25 protein-coding genes are annotated in these 26,310 nt (G+C 44.1%); 1 reads left to right on the top strand and 24 read right to left on the bottom strand.

All coding sequences use genetic code 11. From position 1 onward, the window contains the following. Nucleotides 1-91: 91 nt before the first annotated feature. From H6G17_RS07165 to H6G17_RS07070, 20 genes are all read right to left on the bottom strand, one after another. The gene (locus tag H6G17_RS07165) at nt 92-1,159 is read right to left on the bottom strand and encodes an NAD-dependent epimerase/dehydratase family protein (protein ID WP_192155586.1); all 1,068 of its coding nucleotides are present in this window, start codon (nt 1,157-1,159) and stop codon (nt 92-94) included. 5 nt (nt 1,160-1,164) lie between these two features. Continuing rightward, nucleotides 1,165-1,881, bottom strand: a complete 717-nt coding sequence (locus H6G17_RS07160; protein ID WP_192155584.1) for a methyltransferase — start codon at nt 1,879-1,881, stop codon at nt 1,165-1,167. Between the two features lie 42 nt (nt 1,882-1,923). Continuing rightward, the gene (locus H6G17_RS07155) at nt 1,924-3,189 is read right to left on the bottom strand and encodes a glycosyltransferase (protein WP_192155582.1); all 1,266 of its coding nucleotides are present in this window, start codon (nt 3,187-3,189) and stop codon (nt 1,924-1,926) included. Nucleotides 3,190-3,252: 63 nt separating this feature from the next. After that, complete coding sequence (locus H6G17_RS07150) at nt 3,253-4,317, bottom strand: NAD-dependent epimerase/dehydratase family protein (RefSeq protein ID WP_192155580.1); 1,065 nt, start codon at nt 4,315-4,317, stop codon at nt 3,253-3,255. 668 nt (nt 4,318-4,985) lie between these two features. Further along, nucleotides 4,986-5,225 carry a hypothetical protein gene (locus tag H6G17_RS07145; protein WP_192155579.1) on the bottom strand — a complete coding sequence of 80 codons (240 nt, stop codon included), beginning with the start codon at nt 5,223-5,225 and terminating at the stop codon, nt 4,986-4,988. Continuing rightward, complete coding sequence (locus H6G17_RS07140; RefSeq protein ID WP_199316573.1) at nt 5,222-5,485, bottom strand: hypothetical protein; 264 nt, start codon at nt 5,483-5,485, stop codon at nt 5,222-5,224. The genes H6G17_RS07145 and H6G17_RS07140 overlap by 4 nt, the downstream gene beginning before the upstream one ends. A gap of 112 nt (nt 5,486-5,597) precedes the next feature. Next, nucleotides 5,598-9,212 (bottom strand): hypothetical protein, encoded by a 3,615-nt coding sequence (locus H6G17_RS07135; RefSeq protein WP_192155578.1) that lies wholly within the window; start codon nt 9,210-9,212, stop codon nt 5,598-5,600. Nucleotides 9,213-9,225: 13 nt separating this feature from the next. After that, a complete protein-coding gene (locus tag H6G17_RS07130) occupies nt 9,226-9,375 on the bottom strand; it encodes a hypothetical protein (RefSeq protein ID WP_192155577.1) in 150 nt (49 codons plus the stop codon). After that, nucleotides 9,368-9,877 (bottom strand): hypothetical protein, encoded by a 510-nt coding sequence (locus tag H6G17_RS07125; protein WP_192155575.1) that lies wholly within the window; start codon nt 9,875-9,877, stop codon nt 9,368-9,370. The genes H6G17_RS07130 and H6G17_RS07125 overlap by 8 nt, the downstream gene beginning before the upstream one ends. Before the next feature lie 65 nt (nt 9,878-9,942). Further along, the gene (locus H6G17_RS07120; protein ID WP_192155573.1) at nt 9,943-12,393 is read right to left on the bottom strand and encodes an alpha-amylase family glycosyl hydrolase; all 2,451 of its coding nucleotides are present in this window, start codon (nt 12,391-12,393) and stop codon (nt 9,943-9,945) included. 22 nt (nt 12,394-12,415) lie between these two features. Further along, nucleotides 12,416-13,417: an aldo/keto reductase gene (locus H6G17_RS07115; RefSeq protein ID WP_192155571.1), complete on the bottom strand. Its 1,002-nt coding sequence runs from the start codon at nt 13,415-13,417 to the stop codon at nt 12,416-12,418. A 50-nt stretch (nt 13,418-13,467) separates the two neighbouring features. After that, complete coding sequence (locus H6G17_RS07110; protein ID WP_192155569.1) at nt 13,468-13,893, bottom strand: nuclear transport factor 2 family protein; 426 nt, start codon at nt 13,891-13,893, stop codon at nt 13,468-13,470. 17 nt (nt 13,894-13,910) lie between these two features. Further along, entirely contained in the window at nt 13,911-14,789 is an 879-nt protein-coding gene (locus H6G17_RS07105; protein ID WP_192155567.1) for an alpha/beta hydrolase, read from the bottom strand. A gap of 10 nt (nt 14,790-14,799) precedes the next feature. Next, nucleotides 14,800-14,952: a hypothetical protein gene (locus H6G17_RS07100; RefSeq protein WP_192155811.1), complete on the bottom strand. Its 153-nt coding sequence runs from the start codon at nt 14,950-14,952 to the stop codon at nt 14,800-14,802. Nucleotides 14,953-14,954: 2 nt separating this feature from the next. Further along, nucleotides 14,955-15,977, bottom strand: coding sequence for an alpha/beta fold hydrolase (locus tag H6G17_RS07095; RefSeq protein WP_192155565.1), 1,023 nt, complete (start codon nt 15,975-15,977; stop codon nt 14,955-14,957). A 2-nt stretch (nt 15,978-15,979) separates the two neighbouring features. Beyond that, nucleotides 15,980-17,614, bottom strand: coding sequence for a GMC family oxidoreductase N-terminal domain-containing protein (locus H6G17_RS07090; protein WP_199316572.1), 1,635 nt, complete (start codon nt 17,612-17,614; stop codon nt 15,980-15,982). After that, entirely contained in the window at nt 17,601-19,148 is a 1,548-nt protein-coding gene (locus tag H6G17_RS07085) for a GMC family oxidoreductase N-terminal domain-containing protein (RefSeq protein WP_192155563.1), read from the bottom strand. Before H6G17_RS07085 ends, H6G17_RS07090 begins: the two co-directional genes overlap by 14 nt. A gap of 17 nt (nt 19,149-19,165) precedes the next feature. Then, on the bottom strand, nt 19,166-19,480 hold the full coding sequence (locus tag H6G17_RS07080) for a Nif11-like leader peptide family natural product precursor (protein ID WP_192155561.1): 315 nt from the start codon (nt 19,478-19,480) through the stop codon (nt 19,166-19,168). Nucleotides 19,481-19,503: 23 nt separating this feature from the next. Beyond that, nucleotides 19,504-19,815 (bottom strand): Nif11 family protein, encoded by a 312-nt coding sequence (locus H6G17_RS07075; RefSeq protein WP_192155559.1) that lies wholly within the window; start codon nt 19,813-19,815, stop codon nt 19,504-19,506. 14 nt (nt 19,816-19,829) lie between these two features. Continuing rightward, nucleotides 19,830-20,528 carry an EthD domain-containing protein gene (locus H6G17_RS07070; protein WP_192155557.1) on the bottom strand — a complete coding sequence of 233 codons (699 nt, stop codon included), beginning with the start codon at nt 20,526-20,528 and terminating at the stop codon, nt 19,830-19,832. Between H6G17_RS07070 and H6G17_RS07065 the strand changes: the two genes are divergently transcribed. Then, complete coding sequence (locus H6G17_RS07065; RefSeq protein ID WP_192155555.1) at nt 20,527-20,667, top strand: hypothetical protein; 141 nt, start codon at nt 20,527-20,529, stop codon at nt 20,665-20,667. The genes H6G17_RS07070 and H6G17_RS07065 overlap by 2 nt on opposite strands. 48 nt (nt 20,668-20,715) lie before the next feature. Here the strand turns inward: H6G17_RS07065 and H6G17_RS07060 are convergent, their stop codons facing one another. The 4 genes from H6G17_RS07060 to H6G17_RS07045 all read right to left on the bottom strand — a co-directional run bounded on the left by H6G17_RS07060 (nt 20,716) and on the right by H6G17_RS07045 (nt 26,264). Then, on the bottom strand, nt 20,716-22,407 hold the full coding sequence (locus H6G17_RS07060) for a thiamine pyrophosphate-binding protein (protein WP_192155553.1): 1,692 nt from the start codon (nt 22,405-22,407) through the stop codon (nt 20,716-20,718). Nucleotides 22,408-22,577: 170 nt separating this feature from the next. Continuing rightward, complete coding sequence (locus H6G17_RS07055; RefSeq protein WP_192155551.1) at nt 22,578-23,432, bottom strand: type 1 glutamine amidotransferase domain-containing protein; 855 nt, start codon at nt 23,430-23,432, stop codon at nt 22,578-22,580. A 95-nt stretch (nt 23,433-23,527) separates the two neighbouring features. Beyond that, nucleotides 23,528-24,244 (bottom strand): DJ-1/PfpI family protein, encoded by a 717-nt coding sequence (locus H6G17_RS07050; RefSeq protein WP_192155549.1) that lies wholly within the window; start codon nt 24,242-24,244, stop codon nt 23,528-23,530. Between the two features lie 10 nt (nt 24,245-24,254). Beyond that, the gene (locus H6G17_RS07045; RefSeq protein ID WP_192155547.1) at nt 24,255-26,264 is read right to left on the bottom strand and encodes an N-acyl-D-glucosamine 2-epimerase; all 2,010 of its coding nucleotides are present in this window, start codon (nt 26,262-26,264) and stop codon (nt 24,255-24,257) included. Nucleotides 26,265-26,310: the final 46 nt, after the last annotated feature.

The raw sequence follows: 26,310 nt of genomic DNA, 5'->3' as shown, positions 1-26,310 counted from the left end.
TAGTTTTTTATGCTTTATAAGCAAATTACTTATGCTAGCAACATAAGATTACTAACAATAGTTCCCCTATTGCTGGTGTTACAACTAATATTTAAAGAAAAATTTCGCTAACTTGATGCTCAAATTTATGCAGCCACTCATAAATTTCAGTTAGAGTTGTTTTTGCATCTTTCTGAGGTTGCCATCCAGTGGCATACATGACCTTGCTAGAGTCTGTAATAAAAATTGGTACATCTCCCATTCGAGAGGCTGGAAGGGGAGTAATTGGTATGCTGTGTCCGCAGATTTCCTGGCAAAGCTGCGTCGTCTCGCAGAGTGAAAGTGTATTGTTTACTCCACCACCTACATTAAATGTCTGTCCGGCTAATTTTGATAATTGATGAATTTGTAGGTCAACTAAGTTTAGTAGATCGCTTACATGTAAAAAATCTCTTACCTGTTTGCCCGTTCCACCATAGCCAATGTATTTCAACGATCGCTTAAAATAATGAAATGCCATCCACAGAGCAAATACGCCTTGATCGACTTTGCCCATTTGCCAGGGTCCAGTCAGCACGCCACAGCGGTTAATTATAGTTCTTAGTCCATAAGCCTCGGCATATTCAGCCACCAACAGCTCTGACGCTAACTTAGTAGCACCGTAAAGCGATCGCGACCCATTTAAAGGAAAATTCTCAGCAATACCTTGGCTCGATGCTCCTGGTAAACTTTGTTGTTCTAAGAGTTGAAACCGTGTTTCTGCCTCTTTAAACTGCAAACTACTAAGGCTCTTAATTGGATAAATTCTACTAGTAGAAAGAAAAATAAAATCTGCTTGAGTTTGTCGAGCCAATTCCAAACAGTTTACAGTTCCCACTAAATTTGTTTGTAGTACGTACCCTGGAGACGCATATCCCGCTAAAACTGATGGTTCTGCGGAACACTCTAAAATTAAATCGGGTTTAAGTGCCACTGGATCGAGATCTTCTTGATTTCGTACATCTCCATGAATAAACTGAATACCTGCTTGCTTCAGTCGAGGTAAATTTAGTTCTGAACCCCGCCGCTTGAGGTTATCTAAAGCAGTAATCTGCCAGTCAGGATACCGCTGAGCTAACCCCAACGCTAGAGTACTACCTACAAAACCCGCTCCTCCTGTAATCAAAACTTGTCGAGTCATTAGACCTATCTCCCAATCGCTGGTAATTCATTAACTTTGGAAGGTTTAACTGCTTTCACAAACATTTGTCCTCCTAAAAACCTCCACAAAATTTTCAATTTAAGGTAGAGTTTCAACAGATGAGGTGAGGTCAATCTACCTTTTGTTGAATAAGGTAGAAATCTGGGAATTAACACATTAATTTCAAAGCCTACAGTCTCTAGTATTTCTTTCAAAGAAAGATGAGTTAGTGGTAATTCATGATCGATAAAGTCATAGTATTCCTTAAACGAGTACTTAAAATTAGGCTGAATAATTAATAGCGAACCGCTAGGTTTAAGGCGATCCCAACAAAACAATAAAATCTCAATTAACTCTTCTTTGTTATTTAAATGTTCAAAAAAGTTAGAGATGAAGATCCGATCGACACGCTTGGTAAACAAATCTCGTTCTTTAAAGTTTAGAAGATTAAGATGAGCAATCCTAACGTCAGAATTAGCAAATACTTGAGAGTCAGGATTTAAATCAATTAAGTATTTTTCTTTTGCTTGAATCTGATTGATAAACTCGCAATATCCTCCCCCAATGTCTAATACAACTGAGTCTTGTCCGACATGTTTTTGTAAAAAGTTTTCTATTAAAACTTTCCACAAAGCAATTTTAGCTCTTTTCTCTTTATAATTAAATCGATTATTGTAAAGTCTTTTGAGATATTTCTCTTGGTTTAAATGTGAAATAGCCATGAATTTATTAGCTTCCTCGAATTAAAAAGTATTTTTTTATACTCATCTACGAATTGCAGATTGTAAGTTCTTCCGAACATAATCTCCTCTAGAAAGTTTCTTTTCTAGAAAGATACAGAGGGCAATAAATAAATAACGGCTCCCCATCTCTTTTAGCTTTAACTTAGACACTCCTGTTGTACGATTGCGCCAGGAAATTGGTATAACTGCGTAAGAGTAGCCTCGCGCGATCGCTTTAAGCGGAATTTCAACCGTAAGATTGAAGTGGTGAGATAAAAGTGGATAAACTCCCTTAATGACTTCTCGGCGATAAGCCTTAAAAGCATTAGTCGTGTCGTTGAAATTTAAGCCAAATAAGATTTGAATAAATAAATTAGCTAAACGATTCACAACCAACTTATGAGCTGGATAATCAATGACTTTACCACCTTTAATAAAGCGAGAACCAAACACGCATTCGTAACCTTGGCATAGCTTATAGTAGTAAGCAACTATGTCTTCTGGAGCATCAGAGCAATCTGCCATTACAATCGCTACGGCATCCCCTTGAAAATTCTCTAAACCGCAGCGTACTGCAAAACCAAAACCATTAGGATAATAGTTATTAATGTATGTCACTTTAGGATTTTGTAAGCGCAGATGTTGTAAAACTGCTTCTGTGCGATCGCGACTATTATCGTTAACTACTAAAATGTCGTAAGGGATGTACTTCTCTTCTAAAACTTGGCTAATCGATTGGATTGTTTGAGTAATACAATCCTCTTCGTTATAAGCTGGAATGACTATTGAAAGAACTAGAGTAGGTTCAATACTTGTGGAGGTTACAGGTAGTTTGGCTGAATTTGACGGAGTTGCTAAAGCTGGTGCTAATCCTTCTGGATAATAAAGCTCGGTCTTTTTTCTTGTTTTAAATACTAAGCGATCGCTAATTATATAGTTAAGAATAGCACCTAGTAGCACACCTATTAGAGTATTACTCTGAGGGCTAAGACTTAACCAATCGAGGATAGGAAAAAGTATTAAACGTACAATTATGCTCGAACTGGCAGATACATGATAGAGCGGTAACTGTCGCCACAAAACTTTTTCCAGCCTCCAATCACCACCAGTCCATACCCAGATGCGGTAGATGAAAAAACTAAATAATAAAGAAACCTCCATTGAGATTGCATTGGCTATATTTCGCAATTCAGGTGTATGAAACCCTAAGCGATCGATTAATAGAGAAATTAGCCACACGTTCAGTGCCGCCGCTATACCCCCACCAATGAAAAATTTAACTGTGCGTTGTTGAAATACTTTTTGCATCGCTATTACTCCAATATAAATGAAGTTACGAGAGTAATTTGTACTACTAAAACAAGTTAATTCTTAATTCCAACGACTCGTATTTTGAATGTAAATCTCTTTGATAATGTTTTTGATGCCGTAGGTTAACTCCCAGCTTGGATAATGCTGCTGGAACTTCCGAACATCGCTAATCCACCAAATATGATCTCCGCTTCTATTAACTTCTTCATAACTCCAATTGAGTTTTTTCTCAGCGATCGCTTCACATTCTTGAATCGCTTCTAAAATTGAGCAATTACTGAACCGACTTCCCCCAATGTTGTAAACTTCACCAACACGAGGATCTTGATAAAAATGATAGAAAGCATTGACTAGATCGTAGCTATGAATATTGTCTCGAACTTGCTTACCCTTATAGCCATAAACCCGATAGGGTTTTCCTAACATCGTGCATTTCATTAAATAAGACAAAAATCCATGTAATTCAGTACCTGAGTGACTAGGACCTGTTAAACATCCACCTCGAAAACTAGCAGTTTTCATATCAAAGTAACGTCCGTATTCTTGGACTAGTACATCCGCTGCAACCTTGGAAGCTCCAAACAAAGAGTGTTTGCATTGGTCAATACACATAGTTTCATCAATGCCAACACTGTATGAATGTGTTTCCTCAATTTCCCAGCGCCACTCTTGCTCGACTAGTGGTAAAAAATTGGGTTTATCTCCATAAACTTTATTAGTAGAACAGAAAATGAAGACAGCATTTGGACAAACTTGGCGGGTATTTTCTAGTAAGACCAAAGTACCGTTAGCATTGACTGTAAAATCAGTGTATGGGTCGCGAGCTGCCCAATCATGAGAAGGCTGAGCTGCTGTATGAATGATTAAACTAATGTCTGTGCCATATTGTTGAAATAGTTGAGTAACTCCCTCGCGATCGCGAATATCAATATTATGATGAATGTAGCGTTCTTCATATTTTTCTAATAGCAAATCGCGGTTCCATTTAGTTGAGGCATTTTCCCCAAAGAATGTTTGCCGCATATTATTATCAATTCCTACAACGGTATAACCTCGATCGCAGAAAAATCTCACTGATTCAGAACCAATTAATCCTGCCGAACCCGTGACTAAAATAATTGTCATGACTTTTTATAGTAGCTTTAGCATGTATCTGCTGTCAGATTGCAGCTTCACAACTACCCCTAGTAGCTCTTAAAGCTAAATTTAAAAAAACCTTAAAATAGTTCTCGAACAGTTTACTAGTAGGCAATAGTAAGTTGAAGTACTACTTTAGGAAGCAATCTAGTCTCTATATTCTGCTAGAAGCTATATTTTGTTAAGACAGAAAAGTTCAGGAATTGAAAAAATACTGTAATTGACAGTAAGGTAAGTAGTTTGTTCGTGGCGATGGTTATACTTTATGTAATGCGTGCTTTGTTAGCAGAAGTTTTTGAATATAATAAAAATTTTGGTAAGGAAATACCGATATAATTAGTATTCAGGATTTCTTAGTATTAGAATTGTTAAAAAGTGAATTAACAGACTTGGCAACAAAATTAGTTTAGAAAAATAGACAAATTGTAAGAAAAATAACTATCTCGGAGACGATACTTTGATATAGTGCTTTATCTTCTGATGAAAGCAAGCATAAAGAAAAGTTGATAGGAGATTGCTAACCATCAACCCTGTTTTATGTTTCAACTTCAAATTGAAGTAAGATGACGTTTACGTTAACACAATAATGAAGCTACTAAATGACAATTAGACTGCGACTAGTTACAAACTCAAAGTATTAATCCTTGGACAAAAACTTAACTTGCGGCGGTTGGCTTTGCCTGTTTCTCTGTGGTTGTTCGTCTTCCCCACGGCTTGAGTACCGAGATGCCGACAATGACGAATAGAAAGAAAACCTGAATTAGCGTTCCGAGTAACACTCCGAGCGCGTCAAAGGTATAGAGTGGATTTTGAAACGATTTTAGCCCTGATTCGAGCGAAATCTCAGTTGCCGCGTTTGCCCAAGGAAACAACCAAAAAGTTCCAAAAATAATCATGCACGAGTGACACCCGCACGTTCGGCAAAACCCGAAGGTGTAAGTCCCTGTTCCCCAGCCACAAACAATTGCATTAGTAGGGTAAACTTGCCCACAGATAAGCTGTGACGGGCAAAATGAGTTTCTAGGGCAGTATAAACATCAGCAGTAGTATCGAGAAAAGCCAAACAGGTTTCGACTGAAGCAATATCAACTTCTGGAAATTGTTGAGCCAGCTGTTCTATAGTCTGACGGTTGGGAATACTGCGAGATGAAACCATTTGAGGGGCTAGAGGCTAGGGGCAGGGGGCTAGGGAAGGACAAGGAGACAAGGAAGACAAGGGTGAGAGGGGAGTAACTACCAACTACCAATTACCCATTACCCATTACCCATTACAACCCAGATTGACAGGTTTTGCTTGCAGCTTTAGCTGTATCTGTGGCAGACGTAGTGAGAATAGAATGCGCTTGTAGTTTGTTACAGGCTGTTTTCAACCAAGTTGAGAAACTGCCACCTTGCCATAATTGTACTGTTTTGTCCCAACTGCCGCTGACAATATGTTGCCCATCGGGGCTAATAGCAATGGAACTGACAGGACTTTCATGTTTTTGCATCGGTTGACCGATCGCATTGCCTTGCAAATCCCACAATCTTACCGTGCGATCGCGGCTACCACTAACTATATATTCTCCATCTGGACTGAAAGCTACTGATGAGACAGCACTACCATGTCCTATAAAGGGTTGACCGATCGCATTGCCTTGCAAATCCCACAATCGTACCGTGCGATCGCGGCTACCGCTAACGACATATTTTCCATCTGGGCTAAAAGCTACTGAGTGGACTTCATCTGGATGTCTGCGCCAGGGTTGACCGATAGGATTGCCCTTTAGATCCCACACGCGAATTGTTTTGTCGTTACCACCGCTGATAATCTGTTGTCCATCAGGACTGATGGCGACTGAGAATACGCCACCTTCATGTCCTTGGAAGGGACGCGCGATCGCGTTACCTTGTTTGTCCCACAATCGAATTGTGTCGTCTGCACTACCACTAGCAATATACTGTCCGTCAGGGCTAATGGCAACTGAGAATATATCACCTTCATGTCCTTGGAAGGGACGCGCGATCGCATTACCCTGTTTATTCCACAATCGTACCGTGCGATCGTCGCTACCGCTAGCGATAAATTGTCCGTCAGGGCTAATAGCGATTGAGTTTACAGCACCTTGATGACCTTGTAACTGAGCTATAGGATTTCCAGATTTATCCCACAACCGAATTGTCTTGTCAGCACTACTACTCGCAATGTACTGCCCATTGAGACTAATAGCTACAGCTAAAACTTTATCCTGGTGTCCTGTCAAAGTGGAATCGGTTTCAAAATCGGCTCGATTCCACAGACGAACTGTACCATCTTCGCTGCTACTAACAATTGTTTCTCCATCAGGACTAAAGCCAACTGAGTAAAGATAATATTCATGTCCGATCAGTGGTTGACCGATCTGATGTCCTTTTAAATCCCACAACTGCAGAGTTTTATCGTCGCTGCCACTTAAGATATACTTTCCATCAGGGCTAAAAGTAACTGCACGAACAAAATCTTCATGTCCGGTGAAGGGTTGAGCGATCGCATTGCCCCTGAGATCCCACAAGCGTATCGTATTATCGGCACTACCACTCGCGATCGCTTTTCCGTCTGGACTGAAGGCAACTGCAAACACCTGGTCTTGATGACCCCGAAAAGTCTGGCTGCGTGGATTTCCTTGTTTGTCCCACAGCCGAATCGTGTTGTCAGTACCACCGCTAGCAATGTATTGTCCGTCTGGACTGAAGGCGACTGACCAAACTTCTCCTTGATGTCCCTGGAAGGGTTGACCGATGAGGTTGCCCTGTAAATCCCATAACCCGATCGTGCTATCATCACCGCCACTGGCGATGTACTGTCCATCAGGGCTGAAAGCAACAGACAGCACGGCACTTTGATGACCCTGGAAGGGCTGACCGATGAGATTGCCCTGTTTATCCCATAACTTCACTGTGTTATCACCACCGCCACTGACTATATATTGCCCGTCTGGACTGAAAGCGACTGAATGAACAAAACCTTTATGACTCCGAAAGGGTTGACCGATGGGATTACCCTGTTTATCCCACAAGCGCACCGTCCCGTCGTCACTACCACTGGCAATCATTTGACCGTCAGGGCTAAAAGCAGCTGCCCAAACAGCACCCTGATGTCCTCTCAGGGCGTTGCGTTCTGTCGGTATAGCGATCGCATCCCGTAAACTAGAACGTACTTGAGGTAAAGTCTGCGCGAATCGATCGCCAAATCGATCTATACTTTCACCAGTGAGGGCGATCGCACTCGTAACTCCTGCTACTGGGTTAATATTTAGCAGGTTGGTGGCTTGATTTGCCCGTTCGCGCAAGCTTAAAATTGTTTTCTGTCGTTCGGCTTGCTGCCACTGCATCCCCGCTAAGAGAGATAGCCCAGCAAAAACTACAGATGCGCCTGAAACTGCTATTAGTAGCCGTTTTCTACGTGCTTCTGCTTCCCAAATCCGGCGATCGCGTTCTGCTATACTGGCACCGATAAATTGATTTTCTAACTCAGTTAACCCACCCAGGCAATCGAATTCTTGCTGTTGTCGTAGTTCTTCCACCCGTTGCAACTTGGAACCACTCCAGAGTTCGTCTGAAGGTGTACCTGCATCTTGCCAGCGTTGGGCATCTTCTGACAATCGATTGCGAATGGCGATCGCTTCTTTGCTATCTTCAATCCATTCTTTCAGAGTTGACCAAGAGTTAATTAAAATTTCGTGAGCAATTTCTACAGTCGATCGTTCTTGTCTATTGCTGACTAATAAGTTGCTATCAATTAAGCGATCTAAAATATTTTGAACTAATTGGTTATCAAATTCTGATAGATGGGCGCGACGGCTGACAGCTTTTCCCACCATATTGAATTCTTGTTCTGTTGCGGTTAAATCGATTAATCTCAGAAAAATTTGTTTTGCTGCCAGTTGTTCTTGTGGTTTTAAATGCTGATAAATGCGATCGACATGAGTTTGTAATGCACCGCGCACACCGCCCAGTTCTCGATAAGTTTTAATATTTAAAGTGCGGTCTGAAATATCTTCATTTTGCCAAAGTAAATCTAAAGTATATTGTAATAAAGGTAAAGAACCAGCTTGTCCTTGGATATCTCGAATAATTTCTTCTACTAATCCGGCTTCAAAAATAATACCATGATGAGCAGCAGGTTGTTCGATCGCCTGCCTCAACTCGTCTGGATGCATATCAGTCACGAGATGAATATTCTGCTGTGCAATTTTACCTAAGTTGGGATAGGGACTAAAACGATCTAAAAAATCTGCCCGCATTGCTAAGATAATTTTGACAGATTGGCGATTCGACTTTGCAATAGCGACTAAATTGTCAATAAATTTTTTGCGCTGTTCTAAATTTTGACATAAAGTAAAAATTTCTTCAAACTGATCGATAAATATGAGCCACTGGGAATCTTTTTCTTTTAATGCATAAATACCTTGATTTAGAGGAGTTTTAAAGTTGTCAAAAGTAGATTTTACTTCGGACTGTCTATAGCCTTTACTAATTAAACTAATCCGAAAAGACTCAAAAGGGTTTCTGTCAGGCGTAAATGTAAAGTCGCGAAATTTAGTACCTAACCTTTCGGCGAGTTGAGGGATAATTCCAGCTCGAACTAAGGATGACTTGCCACTTCCAGACGCACCCAAAAGAAGGATAAAATTACTTTGACTGACAATCTCAATTAAATTGGCAATGAGGCGATCGCGACCAAAAAACAGATCTTTATGATTAAATTCAAACTTTCTCAGTCCTCGATAAGGTGATGTTGGATTGAGAGGACGAGTTTGAATTGCAGAGGCGGTGACTTGGAGGATTTGGTTAATCGTAAAAACATTTCCATCTCCTAATGCAATATCACCGAAACTTTGTACTTGTTGTTGACTGTTTAGCATTTTTTGTCATTTGTCATTGGTCTGTCATTTGTAAGAGCGTGGTGCGTGGTGCGCTCAGGAATAGGGTGTAGGGTGTGGGGTGTAGGTTTTTTTCTCCCTCAGCTCTCTTATTCCCTCTGCTCCCTGCTCCCTGCTCCCTGCTCCCTAATAACAAGTCAAACAATCATGGCGATGATATTCGCAATAGCCAAGGCAGGATCGGCAAATTCTGCTACTTTTTTACAACAATTTTCTAAAGCACTTCCTGCTTGAGTCAGTAAATTTTTATCTGGTTTGGGCTTAGTAATTTCTTCTTCTACAACTGAAATCGTTGCCTCAGCATTTTTCTTTTCTAATACATTCAGCTTCTCAGTTTGAGCAATTCCTTGTTTAAGCGTTTGCAATAAATCTAAAGCTTCTTGAATTTCTTTTTTAGCAAATTCACCTGTGTTTGTACTACGAGCTAAATTTACAGAGCCTTCAGCAGAAATCTGATTAGCATCAAAAGTGTTGCCGCTACCAAGGGTAACGTTACCAAAGGATTGAGATTGCTGGTTTCTACTTGAAGGTGTTACACCTGCTGGAGAGTTTAAGGCTGTAGCCAGTTGAGATTGTAAGGTAATTTTTTCTTCTGGGGTGAAGGTTTTAATGATGTCTAAAACATCTTCAATTGTGTATTTTGGCATGATAAAGTAAGTTAAAAATTAAAAGTTTTATTGGTAAGGTGCGTTAAATAACGCACCCTACCTAGCTAAATTCGCTGCAAGACGACAAATCCATTTGCTGGAATAATAACATTAATCCACCCGTTATTAGAAGCAATAGATCCGCCTAAATTACCGACACTATTTCCTCCATAAGGTTCGGCGTCACTATTAAAAACTTCGCGCCACGTACCATTGCCAAGACGAGAACTTTCGATCGCATATCCCGAACCAAAAGGATTATTATTCAGACTGGCGACAATTAAAAATTCCTGGGAGTTGTCCCAGCGTCTAAATGCAATAACTCGGTTGGCGTTGTGGACGTGAATAATATCGATATTGTGCGATCGCAATCCTGAATTGTTGAGTCGCAGTCGGATAATATCCTGATAAAATCGAAACAATCGCTGTCCGTTGGTTTGCCGTTCGCCTAGCAAATCTTCGCGGTTGTCCATGAAACCACGGTATCTGTAGGCTTTTTGCGCCCCAATTTCTTCACCCATAAGGAACATCGGCGTACCCGCACTCAGCATTGTTACGCCACAAGCAAAGTGACAGCGTGCCTCAGCAAAGCGCCGCGTGTTGCCAATTAAAGGTGCAGAGTTCACTGCTGCTACAATCGTGCGCCGAGATTCAATGCGATTGCCACCTTCGTTGTAGTAGGAGTTACCTGCTTCGTCGTGGGATTCGTGGTAGACAACTTTGTGACTGCCAGATGCTACTAATGCGCCTGCAAAATAATCCATCGCTAGCGGATCGTTGTCACCATAGCCAGCTGTGGGAATTAATTTGGCATATTCTCTTCCGGCACTGGCATCGCCAACTAAATTATGGTAGAAACTGGAATACCAAGCCGCATCAAATCCCAAACCACCATTTTCAGTTGACTCGGTGACTCGATCCCAATCAGAATGATCCTCCGCCATCAACATCACATCTGGGCGGATCAGCTTCAACGTCCGACACCATTCTCTCAGGAATTTAGCCCCAAAAACATTAACGTTTCCTAGCGGTCTACCATCGGCGTGTAGTACGTTATATGAGTGCATCGAAGTTGTTTGATCGACGCGGAAACCGTCAACATGAAACTCTTCTAATAGAGTCGCAGCACTGCTGATAAACATCTTGCGCACCATCTCTTCATGAAAGCGGGGAGAGAAACCAGTAGACATGTTGTCTACATATCCGCCTTCTGGGAAGTGCCTGCCGTCCGAGTAGAAATAGTTGCTGGAGTTGCCCTCGTACCAGTAATAAATGTTTTGTTCGGGAACGTCCGAATCGTAAGCCCATTGGGCGCGTCCGGCATCTGGAGAGTAGTGATTGTATACCACATCCATAATGACGGCAATACCGTTGCGATGGCACTCGCGAACGAAATGCTTCAATTGGTCGCGACCACCCGCGCTGTATTCTAAAGCAAAGTAGTGGGATGTTTCATAACCCCAGTTTTGCTCGTCTCTAAATTCAGACATGGGTAGTAATTCAACTGCATTGACACCCAAATCGACTAAGTAGGGTAGCAGTTGTATAGCATCGGCAAAATTACCAGGTCGATTCGTACCGTATCCCAACGCACCAATATGCAGTTCGTAGATAACGAGATCTTCAACGCGACGGGGAAGGGGACGATTGGGATTAAACTCGTTTTGCCAAAACTCTACTTCGGAGATAAATTCTTGTGAAGATAGCGCGATCGTATCTCCAGGCTGCATCAAAATGCGATCGGGATCGACAACCACCGAACAACTCACCGAACCATCAAGTTCGCGGTAATCGCCAGTATAAGCTGCGCCGTTGGGATTGATATTTCCTTGACCGATCTGACAGCGGGAATATAAATCTGTTTTATACTCCACCCTGCCATTCTGTTTCGTAATCCGATACATATAGGGCAGATGGTCGAAATTGGCGAAATTAGCCAGGGCGGAATTGGCGATATTTGTTAGCCAAATGCCGTTATTTTGTCGAGATAAAGCCAGCGTACTGCGAGAGGAGTCGATGCCGGAACCGTCATCGCCTATGTAACCACTACTACCACCAAAAACCACTTCCACATTTTGAGCGTTAGGCGACCAAACGGCAAATTGAATCGCTGGTTGGGGGGCATCGTTATAGTATTTTTGCGCTCCCAGAAGACGGGAATGGGTGAGGTAATAGCTTTCTGGTTGCGGTTTACCGCTGTCAGGTTGTAGTGTAAAACTGCGGTAGCGATCGCTCGAATTACTATCGTTAATCTCAGTGGCAATGCCCCACCGATCTGCACCTGCTAAACTATCTAAAATGACAGCCCAGCGAAATAACCAACCAACTTGCGAATCATCTAACTCCACTGTAGTTGTAAAGCAGGGACAACCATCTTCACCAGTCGTTTGTTGCATGGGGATAGTCGTCCACTGCTCCGAATAGCGTCCGTTGCCGTCCCAGCTACCAGTTAAGCGGGCGTTGGCAAAAATCTCTCTTGTTAATCCCGTGAAATACGTAAACTGAATGGTAGGCATAGCAAAACTCTTGTTAACGTCTTTATGTTTTTCTTTCGCTGTCGAGCATAGCCATCTGTCCGGCATCGTAGCGATCGCCCGCTACCGCAGTTGTTGGGACTGCCTTTTCAATCCGAGCGAGATCTGCCACAGACAGATGCACTTCCAACGCACCCAGCGCCTCAGCAAGGCGATCGCGCCGACGTGCGCCAACCAGCGGAATAATATCGGCTCCCTGCGCTAAAACCCAGGCGATCGCGACTTGAGCCACTGTCGCCTCTTTCTCTTGGGCGATCGCCCGTAGCGCTTCGACGAGGGCGAGGTTGCAATCTAAGTTTGCGCCCGTAAAGCGGGGCAGGTGGGCGCGAAAATCGCGGGCTGTTGCCGATCTCTCTTTCGACCAGTGACCGCTCAAAAGACCGCGCGACAGGACTCCATAGGCAGTAACCGCAATGCCGAGTTCGCGAGCTGTCGGCAGAATCTCAGCTTCGATACTGCGACTGAGGAGCGAATATTCAATTTGCAGCCAGGTAATCGGGTGAACGGCTTGGGCGCGGCGCAGGGTTTCGGCTCCTGCTTCTGAAAGCCCGATATGGCGCACGTAGCCCGCTTCAACCATTTCGGCGATCGCGCCGACTGTCTCTTCAATCGGCACTGTATGGTCTATCCGCGCTGGTTGGTAAAGATCGATGTAGTCGGTTCCCAGCCGTTTTAGCGTGTAGGCGAGGAAGTTTTTCACGGAGGCGGGACGGCAATCAACGCCAATAAAACCACCGTTAGGCGATCGCATCGCTCCGAATTTGACAGCGATAAAGACATCCTCACGTCTGCGACCTTTCAGGGCTTCGCGCAGGAGCATCTCGTTATGACCCGATCCGTAGAAGTCTCCTGTATCCAATAACGTAATTCCAGATGCGATCGCATCGTGTATGGTTGCGATACTTTCAGCTTCATCAGCAGGACCGTAGAAATCTGACATCCCCATCAGCCCTAGACCGAGAGCAGAGACATTGGAACCGTTGTTACCGAGAGTGCGTGTCTGCATAATCTTCTTTCAAAAAGTGATAGTAGAAAGATACAAGATCGCGTCAAAAATTAATAATCAGCTGGTGGAGTTAGCCCCAGTTGCCCGAAGAAATCGAGCCGATCGAAGTAAAGATGATACTCGACGATCAGCCCGTCCTCAAACCGCCAGAAATCGGATGCCGAGATATCTATGCTTCTGTCAGTAGGAGGCAAGTCGCCACCTGGCATGGCGAGCGGACCAGTCATAGTTCCAGTAGCTTGCAGCTCGAAGGCAAGCATCCGATCTGATTCGGCTGCCATACCGCGAATTTCGTGAGTGAAATCCGGTAGCGCTCGGAAGTGCATTAACATCCACTCTCGGTAGGCTTCACCGCCAGTAAATGACCCTATGGGCGTGCGAACAATGGCTGACGGTGCGATCGCGGCAGCTACGCGATCGAGATCGTGGGCGTTAAGTGCTGCGAAAAACTGCTCGGCTTGCGCGAGTAATGACATATGAATACTTCTCCGGCTTAAACCATTGGGTGCTTCTGGAGAAAAGCCAGGGCAGCTTGTCCGACTTCTACAGGATTCATGCTTTGCATCCCGTGAGTTGCATTCATAATGCCGCACCGTTCGGCTTGCGGCAGCCAGTCCATGAGAAACTGCTGCGTTTCGCGAAAACCAGGCATTGCAGCTTCACTGTCTAGTCCCATCGCCGCTAAGACTGGCATAGTTGGTTTTTTCTCGACTAGCCGATCTGCCTCTGACATTCTGAATCCCCAATTGGAAATTGCCGGGAAATCAATTGTGAAAGCGATATTGGCATCAACGGCAACTCTGTCCCACACGTCAATTGGATTCGTCATATCGACAGCACTCAGAAAACTGTGTCCGCAGACATCTACCATGTAGCGCTGAGCCGCACCCAGGCGATCGCCAGCTTTAAATAGATCCATCGCTCGGTTAAAGGCATTTACGTTCGCTTCCACTGCCTCTGGAGCTTCTCTCGGCAGATATGGTTCGAGCAGGATAGCAGAATGCACCATTTCGGGATAGGAAAGCATGAATTGAAAGCCAATCACACCACCAAAGGAAAAAGCCAGAATATGTGTTTTTTCAATCCCTAAATGCTCCAGCAATTGTTTAGCGTGTTCTGCGCCTTCTTCAATGCTCAAACTATCGTTTTCTAGAGTGCTGCCGTTGTAGCCAGCTCTGTAGTAGCTGATAAACTGGTATTTTTCAAACAACTGGGGATAAAATTGCAGTGGCGTAATCAGGCTGTCAGCAATATTTGTGCCATGAATGCAAAGTACGGGTTCGCCGCTTCCCACTAACGCATATCTGAGTTCGGCGTTTTTGACTTTTGCCCGTTGGTTATGCTCGATTGACCAATCGCGACCGATATACATTGATTGTCTCCTACGAAAATACTAAATTGCTTGTAAAAGGAATGCAGTTGGTAGTTGGTAGTTGGTAGTTGGTAGTTGGTAATGGGTAGTTAGGTAGTTGGTAATTGATAGTTGTTGCTCCCTTGTCCCCCTTGTCCCCCTGCTCCCTGCTCCCTGCTCCCATTTCTAGGCTGCTAACACTTGCCGCAGCACGTCATCCATCGCCTGTCTGTCTTGCTCGGTCAGGGAGAATGTCGTCAAGTGTCCGCCGATGCTGTTAACTTCCCAGTATTTAGCGTTGGGAATCCTTTCAGCGTCACGCTTGCATTCTTCCGGCGGAAACATGCGATCGCCAGTGAAAGCAACTACAAACATCTGTGCTTTAATGCGGCTGAGTGCGGCAGATAGATCGCCACCAGCACTGGGGTCTGCGGCGCGGGTCTTGCGCGATTGATTAATCAAATTATTGGGGTCTTGGGGCAGCATAAAGGCTTCCCAGAAACGAGAAACGAAGTCATCCATAGAAGCAAAGCCGATCGCCCGCCAGACTTCTTCGCCTTCACGGTAGAATCCGAGTGGTGGTAGTGTCAGCGCCATGATGTGTGCTTGACGGCGCAATCCAGCTTGTACGGCTTGAGGATCGGTGTAGAAGCCGTTGTTCCAAGCTGGATCGGCTAAGATCGGCTCCTCAATTGCCGTTCGCAACCATAAAAGAGTCCACGGAGAAGGCTTGGGAGCGCCTGCGATCGAAGCTGCACGCTTGACCATGTGGGGAAAGCGAACCGCCCACTCATAAGTTTGCAACGCACCAACAGACCAGCCGAGGACTAAATACAGTTCGTCGATGCCGAATTTTTCAGTGACGAGCCGATGTTGAGCGATGACATCATCAGCAATATGAGTTTGCGGGAAGGCTCCGCGATCGAATGGTGCAGCTGTGTTGCTAGGCGAGGAAGAAACACCATTGCCTAACAGCCCAGGTAAGATGATAAAGTATTTGCGCGGGTCGAGCGGACGATCTTCGCCAATATAGATTTCTAGAGCTTCTGGCGCTCCGCCCAAAAAATGTGGAAACAGAATCGCATTGTCTTTAGCTGCATTCAATTTCCCGTGGGTTTTATATGCTAGTTTGGCGTTAGAAAGGATGAATCCAGTTGATAGTTGGAAGTCACCTAAATCGAAAATTTCTGTTTGTGATTGTTCTGGCATATTTACCTCTGTTGTTTAATAAAATCTGCGACTCTTTCGCCGATCGCGACGATTGTTGTATGAGGGTTGGATGAGGGGATGGCAGGCATGATGGAAGCATCTGCGACGCGCAATCCTTCCACGCCGTAAACTTTTAGTTGCGTGTCTACAACTGCCATGCGATCGACACCCATTTTGCAAGATCCTACGTAGTGGTAGTAGGAACCGACATTGTTAATTACCCAATCTCTGAGTGCTGCTTCAGTGTTGACTTCTGGACCTGGATTGATTTCTGTCAAACCTAACTTAGTAAAGGCTTGAGTTTGATAAATCTGACGTGCTATTTTTACCATCTCGACCATGCGATCGATATCCGCTTCTTCGGCTCCATAATTGGCGTTAATCAGCGGATTAGCCATCGGATCGCTACTTGCCAAACGCACCCAGCCACGCGATAGCGGACGCACCAAACCAGGTAGTGCCAAAATGATTCTCGGATCGACTAACTGGCTAACTGGCGCAATTGGTTGATTTGTTTGCAGGCGTTGGATGACGTTACCGAAAAATGATTCGCCAAATGGGGCGCGATGCACCAAACAAATTTCTAAGTCGGGAACCAGCATTGACGGTTCAGATTTCCAAAACAAGGCAACTTCGGTCATGTTGCCCTTGGGATCGGCTCCTGGTTCTGACATCATGCCCATAGGACCGATAATCAGCGGATGGTCGTGAAAATTTTCTCCTACACCTGGTAAATCGACTACTATAGGTATGTTGAATTGTTGCAGTTGTTCGGGATTACCAATGCCTGAAAGCAGCAATAATTTTGGCGATTGAATTGCCCCTGCACAAACAATAACTTCGCGATCGGCTCTGGCAGTCTTTAAAAATCCGTCCTGTTGATATTCAACTCCTACACAACGATTGTTCTCTATTAATAGTTTTGTTACTTGGGAATTGCTGCTTAAAGTAACGTTAGGACGAGCTAAAGCTGGTTCTAAATATGCCGTTCTAACTCCAGCGCGTCTGCCATTTTTAATATCGACGTGATGCCAACCAACACCAAAATCTTCGGCATTAAAATCTTTAACGTAAGGATATCCCAGTTCTACACAGGCATCGATGAAAGTTTGTGAAGCTGGGTTGCCTTCGTATTTGGCATCAATGATATTAATTGGACCACCTTTACCCGCAGTAGGGTTGGTGTCGTCTTCCTGATTTTCTAGTTTTTGAAAATAGGGCAGCACGTCTTTGAAAGACCAGCCAGCACAACCATTGTAAGCCCAATCATCAAAATCGGCGGCTTTACCTCTGGTATGAATCATGTGATAAATATTGGAAGTTCCGCCGATTAGTTTGCCAGCCGCAGAATAGATTTGTCTGTTAGCTAATCCTGGCTGGGGAACGCTCATGTAAGCCCAATCTATTTCGGTCAATAACAATTCATTCCAACGATAGGGAACGTCAATAGCTTCCCAATTTTGGGTTCCGCCAGCTTCCAAAATTAAGACTTTAGCATCAGCAAGTTCGCTCAAGCGATAAGCAACGGTTGCACCTGCCGCACCCGAACCGACAATAATATAATCAAAAGTTTCTGTCACGATCGCCCCCCATTCATTAATTTTTGTTTTTAGTTTTGCTAAACTATCGAGTGGCAATAATTAAATCGGCTGCTTTTTCACCAATAGCGATGGTAGGAGCATTCGTATTCCCACTCGTAATTGTGGGCATAATCGAAGCATCGGCAACTCGCAGTCCTTCTACTCCATAAACTTGCAGTCGAGAATTAACAACGGCATCGCGATCGCTTCCCATTTTGCAAGTTCCAACTGGATGCCAAACAGTAGAAGCAACTTGTCGAACATAAGTACTTAATTCTGCTTTGTTAGTTACAGAAATTCCCGGAGCTAATTCTTCACCGCGAAACTCATCAAAAGCGCGAGTATTCACTAATTCTCTCGATAATTCAATTCCGCGAATTAAAACATTGAGATCGGCTTCAGACTGTAAGTAATTAGGACGCAAAACAGCTAAATCTTGAGGATTGTTAGATCTTAAAGAAACAGTGCCTCGACTTTGCGGCTGAACTAAAATTGGTGCAAAAGTAAAGCCAGGACCATCGACTTGATACTGAGGTGCTAAAAATTGTACGGGTCCAAAAAAGAATTGCAAATCGGGTGAGTTCGTACTGCGATCGATGTCGCTGCTGGTATAAGTAAATAAACCTGCTTCGGAAAGCAGATTAGGTACGGGTTGTGCTTGCTTGCAGCTATATCCAACTCCAAATAGCAAATGATCTTGCAGATTTTTGCCAACTCCAGGTAAGTCAACTACAAGAGGAATACCACGATCTTGCAAATGTTCGGCGGCTCCAATACCGGAAAGCATCAACAGTTTTGGCGATTCAAATGCACCGCAACTAAGAATCACTTCCGTGTCGGCTTTAACTTGGTGAATTTTGCCGTCTTGCAGATATTCCAAGCCAATAACTCGCTGTTTAGCAAATAAAAGTCGCGTGACTTGTGCGTTAACTTCTACTGCAAAATTGGGATGTCCGAGAATTGGTCTGAGAAAAGCAACAGCCGTACTGCAACGCTGATTATCTTGAGTGCGAGTCGATTGATAGAAAAATGCACCATTTTCCTGTTGTGCGCCGTTGCAATCCCAGTCATTACCCCCATAACCCAATTCCATCGCTGCTGACACGAAAGCTTGGGATACAGGTGCGGGATTGCGATAGTTAATGACGTGTAAAGGTCCCCCTACACCTCGATATTCCGAGGCTCTACCTTCATAATTTTCCGATTTCTTGAAATAAGGTAAGATTTCTTGATAACTCCAACCTTCGTTGCCTAAATATTTCCAGCGATCGTAGTCGCGACGATTGCCTCGAATGTACATCATGGCATTGATTGAAGTCCCGCCGCCCAAAACTTTGCCTTGCGCGATGGAGATTTGGCGATCGCCTAAACCTGGTTCTGGTTCGGTTGAGTAACCCCAATCTGCATTGGAACCCCACAGAGAAGTCATCGACTGCATATCTGTGTTGTGGATAGCAGGATTACTATCTGGATTACCTGCTTCCACTAACAAAACGCTACAACCCAGATTTTTCATCAGTCGATAGGCAATGACGCAACCAGCCGCGCCAGCACCTACAATAATGTAATCAAATGTACGTTCAAAATTCATTGACTAGTCCCCCTTTTTCACTGGTTTAGAAACTCATCAATTTCTTGTTGTGACAAACTATCAATCACATTGACAGCGAGATATTCTAGATAGTATTTGCCCCACATTGTTTCCCATAAACTAAATGTCAAATCGAAATTTTCTCCTAATTTATTCGCTAAGAAAATCTCAATCCCCCAAACAGTATCGTCAAATTCTTGCTCGGTAAACTTATAACCCGCCTGCTCTGCATATGCCAAAACTTCTGGTTTAGGGAAGGTTTTTAATTTGGTTTGCAATTCAGGTTGGCGAACGAGTGCTTGTAAAAAGTTAACTACTTCTGTTCTTGCCATAGGATTTTGACTGGTTTAAAAACTTAGTTAAGAAACTGCTTTAATTCTGCTTCAGAGAAAGTCTGAAATAATTCCTCAATAACATATTGCAAGCGAGACTTTCCCCACATTCTTCGCCATAAACTACTATTAGCATCGATCGCTTCACCCATCTCTGTAATAATTTGAGCTTCCATGCTTCCAATTACAGCAGCTAATTCCTCACCACTAAAGCTGTAACCCAAACTCTTAGTGTGAAAAATAACTTCGGGTAAGTTTTTCTGCTCAAATTTTTCTAGCAATTTCATATCGCTATGACAAGCTCTAAAAAAATCAACTACGCTTGCTTTCGACATAAACTCAATCTCCTTTAACGAAAATCTGGACCAATAATCCAGTTTTCAGTTGTCACCATACTATGAACGTAATTAGTTTCAAAAAGATGCCCGAATTCTGGTAAAATCAGATTTTCATATTCTGGTGAATTCAAAGCTTTCTCAAGAGAAGATAAATCATCAAACCAAAGTTGCGATACGCAGTCGAGAATAGATTCACCGATCGCGTAAAAACTATCGCGAACGTGGCATTGAAGATAGCGTTGCAAACCTGGAATCTTCATAACTTTAGCAGCATGACCGTGCAACATAGTTTGGCGAAATTCTGCTAATGGCATTCCAGCTTTGCGCTTCACCATAATCAAAAGCTTGATGCGATTGGAATCTCTTTGTAGCGGTTCTCCTGCCATCAAAACATGAGCCGTAGTATCTAATCCAACCGTGCGCCAAAATGCTGCCCAGTTTGGTTCATCTCGTCGCGCTCCTTCGATAAACTCTTTAGACTGAAGCGAAGCAATTTGTTCTGCTTCATTTTCTAACCAAATTTCAGCCACACCACTGAAAAGAGGATCTTCTGGTTCTGCTCCAAAAGGAATTCTCAAATCGATTAAATATCTTCTAATTTGAGGAATTTTGCTAGCATAATTCACAGCATGAATGTTAACCCAATAGTCTTGAAAATCTTTCTCGCTCATTCCTGGTCTAGGATGGGCAAATATTAATTGATGAATCATGGTGAGTAGTAAACAGTTATTAGTTGTCAGTTATCAGCGATCGGGGAAGAAAGGGTGTGGGGTGTGGGAAATTTGTTGTTGGTTGTTGGTTGTTGGTAAGAAAGTGGTGCGTGGTGCGTTCTTTAATTGCGAATTGTGAATTGTGAATTGTGAATTGCCCCTTGTCCCCCTTGTCTCCCTCAGTTCCCTAGCCGATCGCTCCTGGGACTTCATTACTAATGACGAGATCGATCAGGAAAGGACCGTTGTGGAAAAGAGCTTGCGCGATCGCGGGTTTGATCTGTTCTGGTGTTTCCACGCGCACGGCTTGCACTCCCATCGCCCGTGCTAGTTCGTCAAATCGCAGATCGGGATGACACAAATCAAAAGATGCCGGAAATTCATGTCGCGGGATCTGCTGTTCTTGCCAATACTGCAAAATATTCAGCTTCAGAATGCGATAGCTGCGATTGTTACAGATGACAAATTTAGCATCGATATTATGGTGAGCAGCCGTCCACAATGCTTGGATCGTATACATTGCACCACCATCGCCCGAAAAGCCGATCGCCGTCTTATCGGGATGGGCGAGCTTAATTCCAATTGCACCAGGAATACCTACACCGAGAGAACCACCTCGTGTCTGAAAATAATGTCCCAGTGTCGTTGGTGGAATATAGCGACATAGTTCTTCAGAATGAGTGATTGCCTCATCGAAGACGATCGCGTTTGGTGGTAAATGTCTGGCGAGTTCTTCGGCAAACTGCGATAAATGCAGAGGCACTAAATCGTGCAAGGCTTTGTCAGCTTCAAACTGTTCCGTCATGTGCTGCTTTTTCGTTTCAGCAATTTGGGCAATTCTTTGACCGACTAGCCGCTTTTGCTCGGCAGTCATTATTTTTTCTAATTCAGCACCCAATTTAGCAAGGGTCATTTTCGGATCGCTGACTATACCGAGATCTACAGGGAAATTTTTAGCAATTTCGTAAGCATTCAGATCGATATGAACGATCTTTGCACCAGGAGCAAACGCACCCGATAATGCCGGGAAGACTTCAGGGAAAACATATGTACCGCAGATCAGCACGACATCGGCTTGAGACGTAATGCGACTGCTGACTTCGCCAAACATGTGACCTAGCAATCCGCCAAACAAGGGATGAGTTGCACTCATATTCGGTTCTGATGAATCCGAACCCCAGACTTGAGCGCCAGTTAATTCGGCAACGCGGGTTAATTCTGCCTGAGCATCGGAATAAGCTATACCGTCACCAACGATAATTAGTGGTTTGGATGCCGCAGCCAGCATTGACGCAGCTTTGGCGATCGCTGCTGGTTCGGGAGCCACTCGCGTTATTGGGATCGAGGTGGGAACAACTTCTTCCTCATTTGGTGCATCCAACACATCCATTGGCAGAGAGACAAAAACTGGACCCATCGGTGGCGTAGCGGCAATTTTGATCGCTCGACGCAATACCCGCAGCAGCGAACTCGGATGAACGACCCTAGTTGCCCATTTCGTGACAGGTTTTGCCATACTCACTAAGTCTGCTGCCATCTGGGCATCCATCGCATCATATTGAACGCCAGATTCACCTGCTAGTACGACCAGCGGCGCATGACCACGCATTGCTTGATACATCATGCCGATGCCATTTCCCAGACCAACACCGCTATGCAGTTGCACGACGGTAGGCTTTTTAGTAGAGCGGGCGTAGCCATCAGCAGCCGCGACCGCGATCGTTTCTTGTAAGGCAAGAATGTATTCAAATTCTGGATAATAATCGCCGAGCGAATCGAGAAACCCTTCCTCAGAAGTACCAGGGTTGCCGAACATGTAGCGGATACCATCGGCAAGTAATTGTTCGACAATTGCAAATCGTCCGTTTCTTTTTTCCATAATTTTTTTCCTTTTAGAGAGGGATTCGTAGGGGCGGGTTTAGCCAACAATTCGTAACTGAGACAGTAAATCTTGGAGCGAAACCCGCCCGTACAGGAGTCGGGAAAGGATGTGGGGTTGGGGTGTAGCGTTTTTTCTCCCTCAGGCTCCTCAGCTCCCTCAGCTCTCCACTACCAGCCGTACCGTCTCAATCCCTTTTCCAAAACCTCCACCAACCGCTGACCAGTTGCATAGGAGTCTGGAGTGGAACGACCTGTGACGAAGGGGTAATCGACAATAACTGAAACTTCATGCCCAACGTTACCGTGGAATTGCCCTTCTGGTCCCGTAGCATCGCGCAGAATGTACTCTAGCGGATAGAAGGGAGGACCGAAGTTAATATTGCCTAAGTTAGGATCGACGTTCGTTCCCATAAATCCCGTACCGTCTTTGTAGTCATATTCCAAACAATGACCTGTAACGTGCTTGCCCCAGATAATGCTTTTGCGATCGTTGATGTCACGGGCAAAGGCAAGGCAGGGAACGCCGTAACATTCGGCAGCAATGGGCTTATCCATTTGATAGAAGTTGAGGATCAAATCGTGGACTCTTTGGTTGTTGACCAAATCCACCAGAGGACCGCTACCACCAACGATTAACATCGAATCGTATTGGCTCAAATCTTGCTCGCGAATTTCCTCAAGTCTGCGGTAGTAGGCTTCCATTTCCCGCAGAAATTTAGGAGAACTCCAATAAGGTCTTTCCGGCAACCAATCTCTCAAACTGATGGGATTATTTAAGCGGGGATTATTGGGGTCGTCTATAACGCGGACTTTTTCTGCCATTTCTTGAGAAACGACAGGACGACCTAAAGGCGGATCGACGAATGTAGCATCCATGCTGGGGGTAAGGGCTACGGGTCGTTTGCCGGTTGGAGTTGCAAAGTCTACTTGATACCCAGCAGCATCGAAGGTTTCTAGGGGACCGATCAATTCTTCACCCCAGTAACCCCATTCAGATAGAATAATCAAAATCTTTCTAGTCATTGGAACCTCTTTTAGTAATTGGTAATTGGTAATTGGTAAGAATGTGGTGCGTCAAACACTCCCGACTCCCGTACGGGCAGGTTTCGAGCCAAGATTTACTGTCTCAGTTGCGAATTATTGGCTAAACCCGCCCCTACGACTCCCGACTTCTGTTTGATTTGAATCGCGATCGCATCGATAAATGCGTTGACATCATGTCCTGCTCGTCCCGTCACCATGTCACCGTCGATCGCAATATTTTTGGGGTCGTTTGGCTCGGAATTAGCAGGGGGTGGTACGTAAATTGCACCTGCATTCGTGATGTCTGCTAAGACAACTTCGTGACAAATCACTCGTCGTCCTTTGAGTAACTCTGGCATTGGTGTAAGCAACCACAAGCCGTGGCACAGCAACCCTTTGATAATTTGGGGATTCGCCATTGCTTTAGCAAAGAATTGGACTGCTGGAGCGGTACGAGTCTGTTCTGGACTGATTTGTTGTCCTTGTGGGGGTTGAAAGTAGCGCAGGCGGACGCTGGTGTAATTTGCAGCCATGATGACAGCTGCATATTCATTGAGATCTACGTTTTGAAAGTCTATGTTGACTTCTAGTGTTGCGAGGGACGTTTCTTGCCTGTTAATCTGGTCTGCTACTTCTACGCTATCGACATCAGCGGCAAAGCGAACGCTCTGATTTCCCCACAGCCGAGACATGAGATCGACGGTTGCACCTAGTTCGGCAAAGCGTGTTTGATATGCTTCAATCTCGTAGGGAATGTATTCAGTCTCAACGAGTACGGCAATTTTCTTGCCTTCAAGCATTCTCGCGGTCATTTGTTTGCTCCTACGCGCTTAAAGGCTTCAGTTGTACGATAATCTCTGCTTCCGAACCGAGTTGAAATTCTTTTTCGCTCAGATTAATTCGGAAGTTATCGGGATCGATATCATCGCGATCGCTACCATCAATGCTGATGCGGCTAACTTGCAAGCTATGAGGTTTGACGAAATCAGGCAAGACATTAATCGATCGCTGCCGACAATTTTTATTCGGTTTGAAGTAAAGGCAGAAAGGTTGTTTCGTGACGTAAGAACTCATATAGATGTGAGCTAAATAATTTAGCTCGAAGGCATGATAGCCGGAGATCGCGTGTCCGCCTTTATTCCCATAACCACCTTGAATTATGGGCATTCCGCTTTCGGTGACTCGGAAAAAGATCCCTTTGCTGTCTTGATCGAGGAAGAATAAATTCCAGAAAGCGGCTGTCTCTTGAGCAAGTTCTAAATACTTTTGCTTTTGCGTCTCATCTTCATTACTGCAACCATGCAGAATTAAGTAGGCTAGGAGAGCCTGTTCTTGTTGCCAAAAGTCTTTCGTGTTGCTCCAAGGGAATTCTAATGGAAATCCATTGCTGGGACGGCGCTCTACAGTATCAAAAATTCCGCCTCGGAATAGATCGACACCAATCTCAGCCATTGTCGAACCTAATTTATCTGCAAGCTTCATCAACTTATCGGCAAACTGTTTTGTTGGCTCTGCTGCTTCCGGGTTATCAGCTATGGATTTATCAGCCGTAAAGTAGTAGTAATTGGCAACGCGAGTCAGGTTCCAAGCAATCTTTAAGTTGTGTCCGATCACGGCACGATTTTGCTGCCAGCGCCAAGATTGATCTGGTTGCCAGTTGCGGAAAAACCTCTCGTTCACAAATGGTATGCTCGAATCTGGATCGGGAAACTGCTCGATGATAATCGTGCTGGTCGTGTGAAGAATCTTTTTGCAGATATTTAAAAACTTCTGAAGTTCTTCAAAGTTGCCACAAGTTCTTGGCAATGGCTCAAGAGCTAAGATCAGATTAACCAAATAAGCTGGAATATGGTCTCCAATAGAATTCCAATTTTTCCTCGCTTGATTGTCGCCTAACGCCTCATTATCCCAACTTAGGGTTGCATAATCGAGGTGTGAGAAGTAATCTCCAAAAGCATTCTCCCCATACTTCGATTCAAGGTCTAGATAGTAATCGTTAAAGGTGCGAATTGTTCGCTGAATATCATCTAGTACTTCCCAATCGAGGGTAATTCGATAGTATTGAGCTAATCCAGCTAAGGCATATATTTGTTCGTAGAGCGGAATTGTGTTGAGATCGTCACTATTTTGCGATGTCATATACAGTTGATAGCTGTAATCTGTCTTACGCTTACCAGATGCCCAAAAACAATGTTTGCCATCGCTAGTTAAGCCGCGAAAAGTTTCTCTTTGATACTGGACTCCCGCACGCGCCGCAGATAAATAGCTTTCGCATCCAGTAAGTAAGTAAGCAGAAGATAGACCGTAGATCAATCGCGATAGCGTCGAACTTTCTTGCAAGTTATCATCAGTACGCAAACCGATAATATTTAAGTTAGTCTGATACAGTTTGAAATCATCAATTTCATAAGTCATCTTATTTGGAAATAAGAAACCTAACCAAGTATCAGCTAAACGAGCAATTTGAACTAACCACCAATGCGTTTGCTCGAATAGGAATTTGCCGTCAGGAGCATGTAAGATATTAATAATTCGCGCATCGAGGCGGCGATTGGGATCGTCTTCAAGATAAACTCCTTGGACGGCAACTAAGCGATCGCGTTGAATATATTTTTTGACTAACTGTGACGGATTTCTCTCGAAACCTTCTGGAGTTGGATAGCGATCGCGGTTAATTCCATCTAAATTTTGTACGAACTGAAATTGGGTTTCTCTACCCACATTGACGACGAGTTCGTCACCACTACGGCATTTAATATGAAAAGCAGCTTCTTGCTCTCTGATCTCAGTCACATTACCCATTAGGGTCGTACTAATTGTAAACTGTCTCATTGTTTTTTTCCTCGAATTAGGGCTGATTGCACCATTTCAACCTTCA

It is taken from the genome of Chroococcidiopsis sp. [FACHB-1243], from assembly GCF_014696895.1.
Lineage (GTDB): Bacteria > Cyanobacteriota > Cyanobacteriia > Cyanobacteriales > Chroococcidiopsidaceae > Chroococcidiopsis.
Note: the sequence above shows the minus strand (reverse complement) of the source record. Positions and strands in the feature narration are given on the sequence as shown.

Coding starts and splice junctions, on each gene's coding strand:
- H6G17_RS07165 (WP_192155586.1), bottom strand. CDS start 1,159: ATGACTCGACAAGTTTTGATTACAGGAGGAGCGGGTTTTGTAGGTAGT.
- H6G17_RS07145 (WP_192155579.1), bottom strand. CDS start 5,225: ATGATTATTTTTGGAACTTTTTGGTTGTTTCCTTGGGCAAACGCGGCA.
- H6G17_RS07140 (WP_199316573.1), bottom strand. CDS start 5,485: ATGGTTTCATCTCGCAGTATTCCCAACCGTCAGACTATAGAACAGCTG.
- H6G17_RS07120 (WP_192155573.1), bottom strand. CDS start 12,393: ATGCCTACCATTCAGTTTACGTATTTCACGGGATTAACAAGAGAGATT.
- H6G17_RS07155 (WP_192155582.1), bottom strand. CDS start 3,189: ATGCAAAAAGTATTTCAACAACGCACAGTTAAATTTTTCATTGGTGGG.
- H6G17_RS07100 (WP_192155811.1), bottom strand. CDS start 14,952: ATGGGAGCAGGGAGCAGGGAGCAGGGGGACAAGGGGGACAAGGGAGCA.
- H6G17_RS07135 (WP_192155578.1), bottom strand. CDS start 9,212: ATGCTAAACAGTCAACAACAAGTACAAAGTTTCGGTGATATTGCATTA.
- H6G17_RS07050 (WP_192155549.1), bottom strand. CDS start 24,244: ATGACCGCGAGAATGCTTGAAGGCAAGAAAATTGCCGTACTCGTTGAG.
- H6G17_RS07150 (WP_192155580.1), bottom strand. CDS start 4,317: ATGACAATTATTTTAGTCACGGGTTCGGCAGGATTAATTGGTTCTGAA.
- H6G17_RS07065 (WP_192155555.1), top strand. CDS start 20,527: ATGGTGAGTAGTAAACAGTTATTAGTTGTCAGTTATCAGCGATCGGGG.
- H6G17_RS07125 (WP_192155575.1), bottom strand. CDS start 9,877: ATGCCAAAATACACAATTGAAGATGTTTTAGACATCATTAAAACCTTC.
- H6G17_RS07115 (WP_192155571.1), bottom strand. CDS start 13,417: ATGCAGACACGCACTCTCGGTAACAACGGTTCCAATGTCTCTGCTCTC.
- H6G17_RS07080 (WP_192155561.1), bottom strand. CDS start 19,480: ATGGCAAGAACAGAAGTAGTTAACTTTTTACAAGCACTCGTTCGCCAA.
- H6G17_RS07105 (WP_192155567.1), bottom strand. CDS start 14,789: ATGTATATCGGTCGCGATTGGTCAATCGAGCATAACCAACGGGCAAAA.
- H6G17_RS07060 (WP_192155553.1), bottom strand. CDS start 22,407: ATGGAAAAAAGAAACGGACGATTTGCAATTGTCGAACAATTACTTGCC.
- H6G17_RS07160 (WP_192155584.1), bottom strand. CDS start 1,881: ATGGCTATTTCACATTTAAACCAAGAGAAATATCTCAAAAGACTTTAC.
- H6G17_RS07085 (WP_192155563.1), bottom strand. CDS start 19,148: ATGAATTTTGAACGTACATTTGATTACATTATTGTAGGTGCTGGCGCG.
- H6G17_RS07095 (WP_192155565.1), bottom strand. CDS start 15,977: ATGCCAGAACAATCACAAACAGAAATTTTCGATTTAGGTGACTTCCAA.
- H6G17_RS07110 (WP_192155569.1), bottom strand. CDS start 13,893: ATGTCATTACTCGCGCAAGCCGAGCAGTTTTTCGCAGCACTTAACGCC.
- H6G17_RS07045 (WP_192155547.1), bottom strand. CDS start 26,264: ATGAGACAGTTTACAATTAGTACGACCCTAATGGGTAATGTGACTGAG.
- H6G17_RS07070 (WP_192155557.1), bottom strand. CDS start 20,528: ATGATTCATCAATTAATATTTGCCCATCCTAGACCAGGAATGAGCGAG.
- H6G17_RS07055 (WP_192155551.1), bottom strand. CDS start 23,432: ATGACTAGAAAGATTTTGATTATTCTATCTGAATGGGGTTACTGGGGT.
- H6G17_RS07075 (WP_192155559.1), bottom strand. CDS start 19,815: ATGTCGAAAGCAAGCGTAGTTGATTTTTTTAGAGCTTGTCATAGCGAT.